The sequence below is a fragment of the Flavobacterium rarum (SeqCode) genome, assembly GCF_965234445.1.
Classification (GTDB): Bacteria; Bacteroidota; Bacteroidia; order Flavobacteriales; family Flavobacteriaceae; genus Flavobacterium; species Flavobacterium rarum.
The window spans coordinates 26,539-42,622 of the sequence record NZ_OZ248479.1 but is presented as its reverse complement, the minus strand read 5'-3'; the positions used below and the strand labels follow the sequence as shown (position 1 = coordinate 42,622).

The 16,084-nt window shown below is 32.8% G+C and carries 14 protein-coding genes and 1 tRNA gene; 7 read left to right on the top strand and 8 right to left on the bottom strand.

The features are described from left to right. Positions 1 to 59: 59 nt before the first annotated feature. On the bottom strand, positions 60 to 1,577 hold the full coding sequence (locus tag AC8GF4_RS00170) for a right-handed parallel beta-helix repeat-containing protein (protein ID WP_506591573.1): 1,518 nt from the start codon (positions 1,575 to 1,577) through the stop codon (positions 60 to 62). Positions 1,578 to 1,883: 306 nt separating this feature from the next. Here AC8GF4_RS00170 and AC8GF4_RS00165 point away from each other — a divergent pair, with 306 nt between their 5' ends. The 5 genes from AC8GF4_RS00165 to AC8GF4_RS00145 all read left to right on the top strand — a co-directional run bounded on the left by AC8GF4_RS00165 (position 1,884) and on the right by AC8GF4_RS00145 (position 4,849). Beyond that, positions 1,884 to 2,312, top strand: coding sequence for a PaaI family thioesterase (locus tag AC8GF4_RS00165; RefSeq protein ID WP_506591571.1), 429 nt, complete (start codon positions 1,884 to 1,886; stop codon positions 2,310 to 2,312). Position 2,313: 1 nt separating this feature from the next. Beyond that, on the top strand, positions 2,314 to 3,387 hold the full coding sequence (locus AC8GF4_RS00160; protein WP_506591569.1) for a chorismate-binding protein: 1,074 nt from the start codon (positions 2,314 to 2,316) through the stop codon (positions 3,385 to 3,387). A gap of 36 nt (positions 3,388 to 3,423) precedes the next feature. Next, positions 3,424 to 4,140 carry a bacillithiol biosynthesis deacetylase BshB1 gene (gene bshB1, locus AC8GF4_RS00155; protein WP_506591567.1) on the top strand — a complete coding sequence of 239 codons (717 nt, stop codon included), beginning with the start codon at positions 3,424 to 3,426 and terminating at the stop codon, positions 4,138 to 4,140. A gap of 76 nt (positions 4,141 to 4,216) precedes the next feature. After that, positions 4,217 to 4,292 (top strand) — tRNA-His (locus tag AC8GF4_RS00150). Between the two features lie 326 nt (positions 4,293 to 4,618). Continuing rightward, on the top strand, positions 4,619 to 4,849 hold the full coding sequence (locus AC8GF4_RS00145; RefSeq protein ID WP_506591565.1) for a hypothetical protein: 231 nt from the start codon (positions 4,619 to 4,621) through the stop codon (positions 4,847 to 4,849). 274 nt (positions 4,850 to 5,123) lie between these two features. Here AC8GF4_RS00145 and AC8GF4_RS00140 read toward each other — a convergent pair whose 3' ends face one another. The 7 genes from AC8GF4_RS00140 to AC8GF4_RS00110 form a co-directional block, all read right to left on the bottom strand. After that, positions 5,124 to 6,233: a PAS domain-containing sensor histidine kinase gene (locus tag AC8GF4_RS00140; RefSeq protein WP_506591563.1), complete on the bottom strand. Its 1,110-nt coding sequence runs from the start codon at positions 6,231 to 6,233 to the stop codon at positions 5,124 to 5,126. Positions 6,234 to 6,455: 222 nt separating this feature from the next. Next, positions 6,456 to 7,472 (bottom strand): M28 family metallopeptidase, encoded by a 1,017-nt coding sequence (locus AC8GF4_RS00135; RefSeq protein ID WP_506591561.1) that lies wholly within the window; start codon positions 7,470 to 7,472, stop codon positions 6,456 to 6,458. A gap of 102 nt (positions 7,473 to 7,574) precedes the next feature. Further along, a complete protein-coding gene (locus AC8GF4_RS00130) occupies positions 7,575 to 8,348 on the bottom strand; it encodes a dienelactone hydrolase family protein (RefSeq protein WP_506591559.1) in 774 nt (257 codons plus the stop codon). Positions 8,349 to 8,712: 364 nt separating this feature from the next. Further along, entirely contained in the window at positions 8,713 to 10,911 is a 2,199-nt protein-coding gene (locus AC8GF4_RS00125) for a penicillin acylase family protein (RefSeq protein ID WP_506591557.1), read from the bottom strand. A 1-nt stretch (position 10,912) separates the two neighbouring features. Next, the gene (locus AC8GF4_RS00120) at positions 10,913 to 11,779 is read right to left on the bottom strand and encodes a cyanophycinase (RefSeq protein WP_506591555.1); all 867 of its coding nucleotides are present in this window, start codon (positions 11,777 to 11,779) and stop codon (positions 10,913 to 10,915) included. Between the two features lie 32 nt (positions 11,780 to 11,811). Continuing rightward, positions 11,812 to 12,903: a cyanophycinase gene (locus AC8GF4_RS00115; RefSeq protein WP_506591553.1), complete on the bottom strand. Its 1,092-nt coding sequence runs from the start codon at positions 12,901 to 12,903 to the stop codon at positions 11,812 to 11,814. Between the two features lie 11 nt (positions 12,904 to 12,914). After that, positions 12,915 to 13,367 carry an Lrp/AsnC family transcriptional regulator gene (locus tag AC8GF4_RS00110; protein WP_506591551.1) on the bottom strand — a complete coding sequence of 151 codons (453 nt, stop codon included), beginning with the start codon at positions 13,365 to 13,367 and terminating at the stop codon, positions 12,915 to 12,917. A 239-nt stretch (positions 13,368 to 13,606) separates the two neighbouring features. Here AC8GF4_RS00110 and rocD point away from each other — a divergent pair, with 239 nt between their 5' ends. Continuing rightward, the gene (rocD, locus tag AC8GF4_RS00105) at positions 13,607 to 14,890 is read left to right on the top strand and encodes an ornithine--oxo-acid transaminase (RefSeq protein WP_506591549.1); all 1,284 of its coding nucleotides are present in this window, start codon (positions 13,607 to 13,609) and stop codon (positions 14,888 to 14,890) included. A 163-nt stretch (positions 14,891 to 15,053) separates the two neighbouring features. Next, complete coding sequence (locus AC8GF4_RS00100) at positions 15,054 to 16,016, top strand: arginase (protein ID WP_506591547.1); 963 nt, start codon at positions 15,054 to 15,056, stop codon at positions 16,014 to 16,016. The last annotated feature ends 68 nt before the right edge of the window (positions 16,017 to 16,084 follow it).

Below are 16,084 nucleotides of genomic sequence, written 5' to 3'. Positions count from 1 at the left end.
TTTTTTCTGATATATTAAAATAAGATTATTACGATTTATCTTCTCTAGTTGGTTTTAACCTATTTTGTTTTTGGAAAAGGTTTGCTTTGGTAAGCACCTAAATCGGGAGGCGAAGTTCTTAGAATGCCAAAAATATCAAGTGGAATTAAATAAGTCGAATTTCCTTTTGCGAATGCAGAAGAGGTTTCGTCAATATTGAAATTATTAATATTAGGATTGAAGAATTTAGGATCTTTATTTAGGATAATTGCGTTGTAGTGAGCTGGGTCAGTGTCAAATTGATAATCGGGATCTTTTTCCTTATTGGACTTAATCAAGCAATTATTGAATTGGTAAACGAAAGACGCTCCTGTTTTTTTATTCAGAAACATCTCATTAGAGTATGAACCATAAATGATGCAATTATTAAAAGTGGCTTTGGTAAGATCTTTTGCTTCTGGTGTGGCATCAAGATTGAAATTACTTACCAAAAGTGCCAACTGTCCTGGGCTTGACCAATTGTTATTGAAGGTGCAATGTGTGAATTTGTAATTTCCACCATACGTGCACGCCAAACTAGCTTGTCCTGTATAGTTGATTACTATGTTTTCTCCTTCTACCTTTGCATTTTTGGCTTGAATTCCATAATTCGTACAATTATAAATTTGAGTGTTTTTAATACTTACTGTTGATCCATTGTTTCCATCAATCAATACTCCAACTGTGGCATTTTTTAAAGTAAGGTTTTGAATTTTATTGTTTGTACTTCCATTCTGTAGCCATATTGTTCCCCATTGTCCTGGAATATATGCAAAATCGGGCTGTAATCGATCACTACTAAAAATTACTTCATTTTCTAATTTGTCTGTAGTAGAAGCAGTACCATTTACATTTATAGCGCTATTTTTGGATACAATAAGCCCAGAATTGGCATGAAAATAGACTCTTGCTCCAGATTCAAAAGTTACGATTTCTCCTTCTGGAACTGCAGCATAACCATAAATGACGTAGGCTTTTTTGTTGTTAAAGAGGAGTTCATTGCCATGAATAGGATCATTTTTGTCTAAATAAAAACCATCAATTTTTTGGTTTCCAATTGGCAGCGTTTCAATGGTTCCATCTGCATTGCGATTCGGATATAAAAGAATAGCATCTTGTACAAGCGTTACCAATTCTACTTTTTGAAGATTGGCACCACTATCAAATTCAATTTGGTCTGTATATAAAAATTCTGTTGGTGTTGTAGTGTCACTTTGAACAGTAGTCTCGATAAAAATGTACATACTGTCTTTGGCCAACAATGTAATATTTTCGAACATTTTTCCTTGATTTCCTTGAGCTCCATCTACAGTCATTCTGTATTTTGAGCTTAATCCATTTTTGAATTTAATTATAGGTATGTTGATGTCGTCTTTGGAATGATTATAAACTTTTAAGGTGTAAGTGCTTGAACTTAAATTAGTAAAAACGGTGTCTAAATATACCGTGTCTTTGGAAAACGTTAAATTTCCGGTGCTTGGTATGGTTTCAAAATCAGATCGACACGAACAGAAAGTGAGGACAGTACCAAATATAAAAAGCAAAGAAAAGTTACGCATTTTGTTTTTTTTGTAAAAATAGGAAATAATCCTTTGGTTTTAAAGGTAACGTTTGCGATTGTGAGATGAGCAGCTTTTTTCTGAATAGAGCACGAATATAATATTAAGGAATACATCTCGATTTTGAAGGTCTCTCATTTGTTTTTGATAGGAGTTCCATTGGTTTTGGTAGGAGCTGTTATATAGTGAGACCTTTGTCAAAGTTTAAAACTTTGACAAAGGTTGCATTAAGACCATTAAGTTTTGTGTTTTTTATATCAGGTATTATCATTATATCTTATTTTTACAGTCAATAAAATTAATTTTATGGTAGTAGATAAAGATAAAATGCTCGAATATTGCAATCAATTTTCCAAAAATACGCTGATGGAAACTTTAAATATTGAGTATATTGATGCTGGAGAAGGATTTTTGGTTGCCAAAATGCCGGTAAATTCATCAGTTCATCAGCCAATGGGGTTATTGCATGGAGGGGCTTCAGTAGCTTTGGCAGAAAGTGTAGGTAGTGCCGCTTCGCATTTTTTTATAAATGCAAAAAACCAAGAAGTGCGTGGTATAGAGATTTCAGCCAATCATTTAAAAAGTATTCGAGAGGGAATTGTTTTTGGTACTGCTCGAATTATTCATAAAGGAAGAAGTCTTCATCTTTGGGAAATAAAAATTACGGATGAAGCTGGAAATTTAATTTCACTTTGTAAATTGACCAATATGGTTTTGACAAAAGAAGAAAAGTAAAATGATTGATTTTTATACGAAGATTAAAAAACAAAAAGAAGATAATCTGCCTTTTGTGTTGTATTGTAAACCTAATTCAGATAGTGTGATTGGTTTATTGCAATCCAATGATGTTTTGTATACTGTTGTTGATTTTAGTGAAAGAGGTTTTGTTTTTGCCTCATTTGATGGAAATCAAAAGTATTATATTCCAGAAAAGGATTCAGATACCATACACTTTGTTATTGAGAAGGAAATCAAAAGTGAAACTGAAATGGAGATTTCAGTTCCTAATAGTGAATCAAAAGTTTTTTTTGAAACATTAGTCAAAAATGGAATTCAAGCTATTGAAAAGAAGCAATTTAAAAAAGTAGTTTTGTCTCGAAAGGAGACTGTTACCTTAACTGAATTTGATTTAATTATTACTTTTAAAAAATTGGTTCAATTGTATCCTGTTGCATTTGTATATTGCTTTTTTCATCCAAAAGTTGGGTTGTGGATAGGTGCAACACCAGAACAATTAGTTAAAGTTGATGGTGGCATTTTTAAAACAATGGCTTTAGCTGGCACACAAAAAAACACTGATACAGAAGAGGTTAAATGGCATGATAAGGAAAAAGAAGAACAGCAATTTGTAACGGATTATATAGTTTCGGAGTTGAATAAAGTGTCTGATGATTTGTTGGTTTCAAAACCTCATAGTGTTAAGGCGGGCAGTATTTGGCACATTAAAACAGATATTTCGGGACAATTGAATTCAACAACCAATTTGGAAGAAGTGATTCGGTTATTGCATCCAACTCCAGCAGTTTGTGGTTTGCCAAAGCAAGAATCAAAAGATTTTATAGTAGAAAATGAAGATTACGATAGAACTTTTTACACGGGTTTTTTGGGTGAATTGAACACAAGTTCCGCAACAGATAAAAGGAGTTCAGATTTATTCGTGAATTTGCGTTGCATGAGTATAGACGAAGATTTTGATTCGGCACAAGCAAATTTGTATATGGGATGTGGAATTACAAAAGACAGTATTCCTGAAAAAGAGTGGGAGGAAAGTGTAAATAAATCTATGACAATGAAGAAGGTTTTGATTTAAGAGAAAAGATAACAGAAAACAGAAAACAGAAAATAAATGAAATTAGATATACTTGCATTTGGGGCTCATCCGGATGATGTTGAATTAGGATGTTCAGGAACGATTTTAAAAGAAATATCGTTGGGAAAAACAGTTGGAATAATCGATTTGACACATGGAGAACTCGGAACACGAGGTTCTGCTGCAATTCGAGATCAAGAAGCCAATGCTGCTGCAAAAATATTGGGAGTTTCTGTTCGAGAGAATTTGAATATGCGTGATGGTTTTTTTGTAAATGATGAGAAGCACCAATTAGAGGTTATTAAAATGATTCGAAAATACCAACCAGAGATCGTATTATGCAATGCAATTGAAGACCGACACATAGATCATGCTAAAGGAAGTAATTTGGTCTCAGACGCCTGTTTTTTATCAGGGTTATTAAAAATTGAAACGATTCTTGATGAGGAAATACAAAAACCATGGAGACCGAAAGTAGTGTATCATTATATACAATGGAAAAATATTGTTCCAGATTTTGTTGTCGATATTACAGGGTTTACAGAAACTAAAATTGAATCTATTTTGGCGTATCGTTCTCAGTTTTACGATCCAACTTCTAATGAACCCGAGTCACCAATATCGAGCAAAAACTTCTTGGAAAGCTTGAATTACCGTTCTAGAGATTTAGGAAGATTAACGGGTGTAGAATTTGCTGAAGGATTTACAGTTGAAAGGTATATGGTAGTCAATAGTTTAGGTGATTTGAAGTAAAATTATTGATTTTTTTTTAATATTTTGTTTGTAGAAGTGAACATTTGTTCTATCTTTGCAACCGCTAAGCGCAAATGGTGGTTGTAGCTCAGTTGGTTAGAGCATCGGTTTGTGGTACCGAGGGTCGCGGGTTCGAGCCCCGTCTCCCACCCAGAAATAATAAGCCTTGAAGAAATTCAAGGCTTTTTTTGTGGAACAAAGTTTGATTGTTATTTTAAATAAAAGTAACAGCACTACGATTTTAGAATAGAGACGAATTTCTTAGACTCCTAAAAATTAAAATTAGAAATAAAATAAACTTCTTTTTTAGAAATTGATATATAAAATATTTATTTATAATTTCGAAAAACACAAATAAATATCTTTTTTGTATTTGAACGGGAAAATAGTACATATAATCAATTATGTTGTTAAGTTTTTTACGATATTAAGAAATATATATAACTTTGCGATGTATTAATCGTTAAATCAGTTAGTTATGAAAAGGTATTTATTAATGATCGGAAAGGTATTGGGTGCAATGGTGTTTTTGTTTATGTTTACTTCTTATGACAAGAAAGATAATTCTTCAAACGATAAGGTCACTATCTGTCATATTCCTCCAGGAAATCCAGGTAACGCACATGAAATAGTAGTTAGCGCAAATGCAGTGCCAGCACATCTTGCCCATGGTGATTATTTGGGCAGTTGTTCTAATGATGAAGAGTAATGTATTTTTTTAAATTTTGAATTTGAAAATAGGAGTACGCTCTTGGTTTTGAAGTAGAATTCAGCTGCGGTAGATTTCTAATGCTGAATTTGGATTAAAGTATTAATTGTAAAAAAAACTGCCCAAAAAAAATATTTTTTCTGGACAGTTTTTTGTTTTTAGATTTGAATATTTATGTTTTAAGTTGTTGGTCAATGCAATAATCTAAACTGTTTTCATAAACATTTGGTTACTCAATACTAATTTTTATGGAGTAAAGTTTCTTACTGTAGTTTTACTGATCCAATTCTTTTTTAAAGGATATTATGAATTTTGCACCTTCATTAATTTTACTTTCTACTTCAATTTTTCCTCCCAAACTAGTAATGTGATTGTTTATTAAATATAATCCGATTCCTTTACTGTCAATGTGATTACTAAATTTTTGGTGCAAACCAAATATTTTGTCTTTTACCTGTTCCATATCAAATCCTATGCCTTTGTCTGAAAAAATTAATTGATCCCCATCATTTCTTTTTTTGGAAAATATCGATATGATTGGTGATTGCCCTGGTTTGGAGTATTTAATTGAATTTGTTATTAAATTTAGAAATATACTTTCTAGGAATTCTTTGTTAAAATTTATTTTTTCAAGTTCACTAAAATCAACAGAAAAGGATGTGTTTGAATTATGAATTAAAGAGCTTATTGAATTTATAACTGTATTTAAAGATTCATTAAAGTCCAATTCTTCTATTTTAGTAACTATATTGTCTTCATGAATTAAACTATCTACATAGTCGTTTAAAGTTTGTTTTAGATTTTCGCTAGTTGATTTTAGCATTTCGATAAATTCAAGTGTTTCTTGATCTTCAATTTTTGATAAATCTAAAAGTTCAAAAATTGAAAGCATATTGTTTACTGGTGATCTTAAATCGTGAGAATTACTGTAGCTTAACTTTTTAATTTCTTTATTGATTTTTGTGACTTTTGAAAGGAGAATGTTTCTTTCCTGTTCCAGTTTTTTGTTGTGAGTAATATTTTTTGCCACTGCATAAACTAATTTTTCACCTGCTATTGGCATTGATGTCCATGAAAGCCATACAATGTCACCACTTTTTGTTACATATCGATTTTCAAAATTCAATAGCGGTTTGTTGTTGAGAAGTTCATTTCTAACTTTAGTTGTATATTGTCGGTCATCTATATGAACAAATTCATTAATAGGTTTTGAAAATAATTCTTCATTTGTATATCCCAATAAATTAGATACAGCAGGATTTATTTTTACAAAAAAACCATCAAAGCCTGCAATACATAACAAATCAGCTGATAATTCGAAGAAATGCTCGAATATGTATTTGTTGATTTGAGGTGGATTTAAAATTTGCTTTTCTGTCATCATCTTCAATTGAAAATTTTTCTATTTTATGGATTAAATTAGACGAATTGTTTGGTATTTATTTATTAGGTTGTAAAGATGTATCATTGTATTATGAATAATATTTAATGGAACTCTTATTTTACTCAGTTATCCTTTAAGGATTTGAGCCTGTAATTTAATGAAAAAAGAGCTTTGAATAGTTTCAAAACTCTTTTTTTTATAAATACTGTTTAGTGACCACTTTTATTGAATCGGTTTGTCTACTACAATTCTGTCAGGCCTGTTGACCAAATCCCATGCAATTGCAAAAGCAAGTTGTGTTCTTTTGGCTAATGCATCAAATTCAATTTTGTCTACTTCGTCTGTTTTTTTATGGTAATCGGCATGTACTCCATTGAATAGAAAAACAGCTGGAATACCATTTTTAGCAAAGTTATAATGATCCGAACGCTCGTAGAAATGGTTTGGGTCTTTTGGATCATTAAATTTGAAATCCAAATCAATCTTCGTGTATTTTTTGTTTTGTGCAATGGTGATATTATGTAAATCGGTTGACAATCTATCTGCTCCAATTACATACACGTAATTGTTGGTTTTTTCATGCTCGACATCGCGACGGCCAATCATATCAATATTAATATCAGCAATGGTATTGGCAATAGGAAACAAAGGATTTTCAGAATAGAATCTTGAACCATGTAAGCCATGTTCTTCTCCTGTTACATGTAGAAATAAAATAGAGCGTTTTGGACCATTACCTGCTTTTTTTGCTTTTTGAAATGCTTCGGCAATTTGCAGAACAGCTACTGTACCTGATCCGTCATCATCTGCTCCATTGTATATGTCTCCGTTTTTTATTCCTACATGATCATAATGTGCAGAAATAACTAAGACTTCGTCAGGCTTTTCAGAACCTTCAATATAAGCCCAGATGTTTTCAGAATCTGGAAGGTTTTCGTTGTATTTTGCATTTAAATAGGATGCAGGAACGGATTGGTAATAACTGTTTGCTCCTTTTGGAAATGATATCTTACTTTTTTCGTATTGTGAGATTAAGTAATTTCCAGCTTTTTTTTGCCCTTTAGATCCTGTATCGCGTCCTTCCATCTCATCGGAAGCTACAATAGTGAGTTTTGTTTTTAGACTCTCTGCTGTAATAGAGTTCATGAATTTTGTAAGATCGTCTTTTTTGGTTGTCTTTTTTTGGGCAAAACAAGATAGTGTTGTAAAAACAATGATTAAGATTAGGGCTTTTTTCATTTATAGTTTTGAATTGGTTTAAAATTTATAAGTGCCATAAACTGTTTAGATGTTACACTTTATATGATTTTTTTTGAATAAAATGAATTTGGTATTAACTTGTTATTTTTTCAATACTTCATTTAAAAATAGTTTGAAATGTTCAAAAGAAAGTTTGGCCGCTTTCTCATTGTAAGCTGCTCCTTTTGAATTGTCAGTACCAGATTCAGGATTGGTAAAAGAATGAACAGCGTTGGCATAATAAATCATTTGCCAATCGGCTTTTGAATCTCGCATTTCTTTTTGAAAATTTAAAATTTCTTCTGTAGATACATACGGATCATCAGCGCCATGACATACAAGGATTTTTGCTGTTATTGGATCTGTAGTACGGAACTCATCTTTGGCTAAGCCTCCGTGAAAGGATACGACACCTTTTATATTAAGATGGCCACGAGCTGCTTCTAGCGCTCCGGTTCCACCAAAACAATACCCTATAACAACTATATTATTTGGATTGGCACCAGCAAGAATTAATTGTTTTAAAGCCAATGATATTCTTTTTTGGTAGGCTTCAACATTTTTTTTATAATAACCAGCATTATTACCAGCTTCATTGTTGTCTTTTGGATAATTTCCTTCGCCATAAATATCTGCAATAAAGGCATAATAGCCTAATTTAGAGAGTTTATCTGCAGTATCTTTAGAGAGTTTGTCTATTCCTTTCCAAGCAGGTAAAATTAAAATTCCTGGTTTTTCAATGCTCTTTTTTACCGGAACAATCTTAAAACCATTTAGAATTTGATTTTCATCTTTGTATTGAACTGGCTTTAATTGCGCAAAAGTCTGAATAGTAATCATTAACGTTCCGTATAATAAAAAATTTAAATTTTTCATATGTAGATAATATTTGTTTTTTAATTGAATATGGTATCGCCAGATCTTCATTGGTTTTTGCGACAACTGTTGCCATGGCGATTTCATAGCTTTAGTTTTTACAAATATCTGAATAATAATGAGATAAAAAAACCTCCAAAGTAATTACTTTGGAGGTTGGGTTTTAAGATAAATTGTAAACTACATTATTGATTATCGCGGCTTTAGTCTAATAAATGAATGTGTTTTTTTTGGCCACAGATTACACAGATTAGCACAGATTTTTTTTCACATATCTCAGATAAAATCTTTTTAATCCTTTAAATCTGTGGCAAAATAATTTGAAAAGCAATTTGTTTTTTAGGCCATAGCTATTCTCTTTTATTTATTCTCCTGGATGATACATGCGTTCTGCATTTTTTTGAACATCTTCTTTGTAAAATAATACGTCTTTGAATTGTCTTTTTTGATACATTACAGCTTGATCCATAAAATGTTTTGATTTTGGGTCACCGCTATTTCCTCCAGCCAAAAGTGATTTTGCTTTTACTTTTGGACCAAATTCAACAGCACAAACAAAACTGTTTCCATTGTATCCATAACGCTTTTTGGTTCCGTTTTGATACGCACTTTTGTAAGCGGGTAAACTACCCCAAAGAGCTGAACCATTACCAATTGGTAAGCTTACCTGAGAATCATTAAAGGATAAATCAATATCTCCAGAGGATCGCTGAAATCTATTGAGTTCGCCCCAAGGGATTTGCCAAGTTCCAAATTTTGATTTTAATTCATTTAGCACAGTTTGAAATTGCGGAATCATTTGGTCAGTTGTTGCAGTTTTGACAAATTGAATGGTATTTTCTACTTGATCTTTTTCTCCTTCATCAATATATACTTTCTGTAAGATTGGATCAAGTTTGTATGCCCATTCATTGGCCAATGTTGTGGCAACTGAGTTTTCATTTGCATAATAGTCCCATTTTTTTAATAAAGTAATAGGTTCTATTAATTCATTATAAATAGGATTTTCAGGATGTATGTTTTTTTCGAAACTAGCAATCAAGGCAGGAACTAAAACTTCAAAGATAGAAAGTTTGGAATCATAACCGTCAGCAATTATTTTATCTAGTGTATAATCTTTACCTTGACTTAAAACCCGAACAGCATTTACACCTCTAAAATTTTCACCGTCGGGAGCCATATACGGCAAGTAATTTTCTTCTTTTGGACTATTTGTTCCGGCAACGCTAAAGGGTGTTGAATTGCAATTTTGCAGCCAACCATTTGGAGGATTAAAAAGGTGTACTGTTTCGGATGGATTATGAAGTCCTTTCCATTGGGTTGTTGAAGAAGTTCCGTCCATCACTTTTGCCCAATTTAAGTTTTTGTCCCGTATCGGAATGAAATTCCCATGCCAATAGGCGATATTTCCTTTGTTGTCGGCATATACTGTATTGTTTGATGCATTGGCTTTCATTTCCATTGCTTTTTTATAATCGTCAAAGTTTTTTGATTTTGTACGTACCCAGCTTTGCTCTAAGCTTTTCATGGAACGGTTTCTTGACTTTAGGCTTATCCATTTACCGTCTCTTTTTGCCATTATCGGACCATTATTGGTGAAATAAGTGGTGAATATTTTTGGAATTAATTTGCCGTTTTCTAGATAGCTAATGGAAACTTTCTTTTCTATTACAGGATATAATTTGGTGTCATATTCATAAAAAAGTTTTTTGTTTTTAGTTACAATTTTTTCAGCATAAATATCGGCAACGTCTACATTTGATGAAGTGTGCATCCAGCCACAATTTTCGTTAAAACCTTGGTAGATAAAAAACTGTCCCCAAGTTACAGCACCATAAACATGCAAACCTTCTTCGCTATTGATTTGTATTTCGGGTCTAAAGTAAAAAGTAGTGTGTGGATTAATATACAAAATAGCATTTCCGCTAGCTGTTTTTGATGGAGCGATAGCAAAACCGTTGGAACCTGTTTGCATGTCTTTTACTTTTTCGATATAAGCAAATTTGTCTTCACCTCCATAAAAGGATTTTAATTCTGAGTTTGACAAATCTGCTGTGCTAATAGCACCAATGCTACCGTCTGTCCATAGTAAAGGGTACCAAGGTTCAAAATGATTTAGCATCAGCGGTTTTACTTCAGGATGTTTGTAGAGATAAAAGTTTATTCCATCTGCATAACTGTTTAATAATTTTTTTAACCAAGGGGCCGCATTTTTATAATCGGATTTGGCTTCGTTTGCATCAATTAATAAACGAGTTTCTAAGTCATTATATAAAACAGATTGTCCTTTTACTTCTGCAAGACGTCCTAGTTTGTCTATGTAATTCATTTCGACTCTCTTGAAATCATCTTCGCATTGCGCATATAACATTCCGAAAACTGCATCGGCATCCGTTTTTCCATAAATGTGTGCAATTCCCCAATTGTCTCTAATGATAGTAACATTTTCTGCTAGTTTTTGAAGTCTATTGATTTCTTTGGTATCTGGTTTTTGAGCAAAACCAGTCCAAGAAAAGCAAAAAAACAGAATGCCAAACTTGATGGAGATTTTATATTTATACATGTTACTTAATTTTGAATTTTTGACCTTCATAATAAATGCTCATTTCTAAACCTTTTATTCCAACAGCGTTATTTCTGGGTGCTTTTGTAATTCCTTTTGGGTTTTGAACTACGATTACTTCACTTTCGCCTGCAATTTCAATTTCTTTATTGCGTACGATTATTGCGGTACTTTCGTCTATTCCTATTCCTATGTGAGTTGGGAATTCAACTAGTCCAGAAAGAAGTCTATTGTAGCGGCTTCTTTTTAGGAAATGCTGATCTATAATTACGTTTTTAATTAAACCTAAACCTTCGGCAGTTTCTAGATTGTCATACCTTATATTATTAAAAGTTTCGGTGTATTTGGACTCCAATTTTTGATTTCCAGTAATCATGTGTTCGCACATTACAGCCGCTCCTGCACTTGTACCCACAATGGTGCTTCCGTTTTGGTACGCTTGATGAATGGCTTTGAAAACGGGCGTATTACTTACCACTCCCATAAAACGGGTTTGATCTCCGCCACTTATAAAAATAAGTTTTGCTTTTTGTAAGGAGTCTGTCAGAACTGGATTTGTAGCTGTTTGTTTATTGAAGTTCAGCATTACAATTGGGTTTGTTGTCAATTTTCGAACCTGTTCTTTGAAGTAGATATAAGCACTATCAGGTTCTTCGCTTGACATTGGTAATACAACGATATAATCTTTTTTCTGTAAACTTGAAATGGATAGAAGTTGACTCATTAATTTATCCGAACGATTTCCTCCACCAATTATAAATAATTTTCCTTTTGGGGTTTGGGCTTGATTGAAGTTGCAAACCAAAAATATAAGTGCTAATGGAAATAAATGTAAAATGGTTTTTGTGGTTAATTGCGTAGTTTTCATAACTGATTTTTTTGTTTTAGAAGGATTTATAATTATTCAATAGTAAGCACGCCATTTGTACTGTACATATTTTTATAAGTACCTCCTGAAACAGTAGTCCAATTGGTTAAGTCAAAACTGCCATTTCCTGTAGTGTTATTTCCGAGAATGGTATAAGCTTGAACTGCTTTGTTGTTTAAAATCCAATTCAATGGGGTAGCAGTAGTGCAATTTTCAGGAGCCCCTTCTTTGGCAAGCAAAAAATAAGCGGTTCCGTTTCCAAAAACAGTTGCTTTACCATTTTCATCGATACAAACAGCCGTTTCTTCTTCAACACCGATTCCTTTTGGATTTGTTATTGAAAAATCTTTTACTAATCGCGCTAGAAAAGTAAGGTGTCTTCCTTTTCTATCTGGATTGTTATAATGAGTATCGGTAATGGTGTTTTTTAAATACGGATTGTTTACAAATTCTCGTTGTATGGTCATATCCGCATTATAAGGATTTGCTAATGCTTGGGCAGAAGTTACAGAGCCTTTTTCGGCTGTATAAACTGCGTCTCCCATAATGGCACAACCAGCACTTGTTCCACCGATTGGAATTTTCTTTGTTGCAATTAAATAATTAAGAGCCTCTTCGACTAAAGTGTTTTTCCAAAAATTAATATAATTGAATTGGTCACCTCCAGCAATGAAGACCATTTCGGCTTGTTTTATTCTTTCGGCCACTTTTGGGTTATTGGCCAAATCGGTACTGTTGATTAATAAAGTTTCAACCGAATTTACTTGGCTTTTTCCGTCCACTTTAACCAAGTCGTAAAGGTATTGATTGTAACCTGTGCCACCAGTTGACCTTAAAATAATGACATCACCGCCTTTACTTTTGTTGATCATCCACTTCATAGCAGCATCTACATCTGTAGACCCACCCATTAAAACAGTTCCAAAACTTGTTATTGCACTTACGTTGCTCGTGTCTCCCACAATACCAATTGATGATGGCAATTTAAAAACGGGTATTGGAGTGGGAGTTGGGCTTGTTTCATTTGAACTACTATCGCAGGATAAAAGTGTAAATGATAAGCTAAAACATGAAGTAATAAATGCTAATTTTTTGGTTATTTTAATGAATAGATTTGAGGTCATTTTATAGTGGTTTATAGAGTTACGTTTCGCTTAAAAGCACAACCTAACTCGATTATGGAATCGGTTTTGGCAATGCCTGGTATATTGTCTATTTTTTCATAGAGTAATTTTCTCATGTGCTCGTGATCTTTGGCTATTAATTTTATGTATAGCGTAAAGGATCCAGTAATGTAATAACATTCGGTTACTTCGGGAATGTTTTTCAAAGCTTCAATAACTTTATCGGAGTCTTGATCTTTGTTTAAAGTGATTCCTGTAAAAGAACCCCAATCGTATCCTATTTTTTTTTCATTTAGTACAGGTTTTATGCCAACAATAATTCCTTGTTCCATTAATCTATTGATGCGTTGATGCACCATAGTATTCGATATTTTAAGATTACTCGCAATTGCCGAAAAGGCCATTCTTCCATCTTTTTCTAATTCTTTAATAATGTTGATGTCAAATTCATCTAATACGTCCATATCTAGTTTTTTAAGTTAAAATCACTTTTTTTTACAGTTATAAAAGTAATTATTTTTTAAACATATCCAATATCATTCGGTAAAATGAATTGTATATTGACTGAAATGACTTTATTTTAAATGAATATTAAAAATATTTACTTTAAATGATTTAATTACAAGTCAAAATTAGTTTTTTATTTGCAAAATAAAAAATTTTTGTTACTTTTGTGTAAAGTTTTTAAAATAAATAAGGAATCATGATACATACAGCGCAACAACTTTCTTCGAAATCGGAAGTTTTAATTGAAAAAGAGAATAAATATGGAGCACATAATTACCATCCTCTAACAGTTGTTTTAGAAAAAGGAGAAGGTGTTTTTGTGTGGGATGTAGATGGAAAAAAATATTATGATTTTTTATCAGCTTATTCAGCTGTAAATCAAGGTCATTGCCATCCGAAAATTGTTGGAGCGATGGTGAAACAAGCACAAACATTGACATTGACTTCACGTGCCTTTCATAATGATCAATTGGGTGTTTATGAGGAGTATATGTCAAACTATTTTGATTTTGACAAAATATTACCGATGAATACTGGAGCTGAAGCGGTAGAAACCGCTTTAAAATTGTGCAGAAAGTGGTCTTATGAGGTGAAAGGAATTCCTGAAAATCAAGCGCAAATTATTGTTTGTGAGAATAATTTTCACGGTAGAACTACTACTATTATATCTTTTTCTAATGATGAAGGAGCTCGTAAAAGTTTTGGTCCTTTTACAGATGGATTTATAAAAATACCTTACGATGATACCGATGCTTTGGAGAATGTACTGAAATCTTCAAAAAATATTGCTGGATTTTTGGTAGAGCCTATTCAAGGTGAAGCAGGTGTTTATGTGCCTTCTGAAGGTTATTTGGCAAAAGCCAAAGCGCTTTGCGAAGCTCACAATGTTTTGTTTATTGCAGATGAAGTTCAAACTGGAATTGCTCGTACAGGTAGACTATTGGCTACTTGTGGTAACTGTTCTTGCGAAAAAGGATGCGAAAATAGACCTGAAGTAAAACCAGATATTTTGATTTTAGGGAAAGCAATTTCTGGAGGTGTTTATCCAGTTTCGGCAGTATTGGCCAATAATGAAATTATGAATGTCATTAAACCAGGACAACACGGTTCTACTTTTGGTGGAAATCCTGTAGCAGCGGCAGTCGCAATGGCTGCTCTTGAAGTAGTACGTGAAGAAAATTTATCTGAAAATGCAGAGAAATTAGGTGTTATTTTAAGAAAAGGATTGAACGAAATCGCAGAAAGAAATCCATTAATCGAATTGGTTCGTGGAAAAGGACTATTGAATGCCATTGTAATTAATTGCGGTGAAGATTCAGATTTGGCTTGGGATATCTGTCTTCGTTTTAGAGATTATGGATTATTGGCAAAACCAACACATGGAAATAAAATACGTTTTGCACCGCCATTAGTAATTACAGAAACTCAAATTCAAGAGTGTTTGGCTATCATCGAAAGAGCTTTAAATGATTTTAGATAAGATTCTAAGTTACTAAGATTCTAAGTTACTAAGATTCTAAGCTTCTAAGCTTCTAAGCTTCTGAGAGTCTAATAGTCTAATAGTCTAAGTAATCTAATAGTCTAATAATCTAATAGTCTAATAATCTAATAGTCTAATAATCTAATAGTCTAATAATCTGTTCATGCAAAAAGTAATTAAAATAATAAAAAACCGATCTGATATCGGAGCTGGTACTCGAGGATCGGATATGGGAATTGATGCCATTGAAATTGCGGCTATAAATAAAAACAGTGAGTATTTTAATGAATATGAATTTGAAGATGTAAAAACACATAACGAATCTATTTATGATAAATACCGAAGTTCTGTTGCCAAAAGAATAGAACATGTTGTAGAGCAATGTACCCGATTGAGTAATGCGGTTAAAAAGAACTTGAGCAATAATTATTTTCCAATTGTATTATCTGGAGATCATTCCTCCGCTTTAGGGACAATAAGTGGCATAAAAGCGGCTTACCCCGACCAAATAGTTGGTGTAATTTGGATTGATGCCCATGCCGATTTACATTCGCCATATACAACACCATCTGGAAATATTCATGGTATGCCATTGGCGGCAGCTCTTGGAGATGATAATTTGGATTGTCAAGTTAATACTGTGGCTCCAGATACTCAAGAGCATTGGATTGAAATGAAAAACATTGGTATCCATGGCCCAAAAGTATTGGCAGAAAATTTGATTTATTTTGGTGTTCGCGATACGGAAGAAGCAGAAGACAGGCAAATCGAAAAACTAGGGATCCGTAATTACAAAGTTGATGAAACACGTTTTAGAGGATTGGAGATTTGTGTTGATGAAGCATTGGCAAAATTATCGCATTGTGATGCTTTGTATGTTTCTTTTGATGTCGATTCTATGGACTGTGATTTAATTTCTTTCGGTACAGGAACTCCCGTTTCTAGAGGATTTGATCAATATGAGATTATTGAAATCATTAATCAAATTATTCGGTCCAAAAAAGTGGTTTGTTTTGAGGTGGTTGAAGTAAATCCACTTTTGGATACCAAAGGAAATAAAATGGCAGAAACCGCTTTTCAGGTTCTAGAAGCTGTAACGGCAAATTTGGTTTTGCCTATAGAGTAATTAGTTTGTTTGATTATAAATATTTGAAATTGGTAAAAAGCCTGAAAACATAGTTTGTTTTTGGGCTT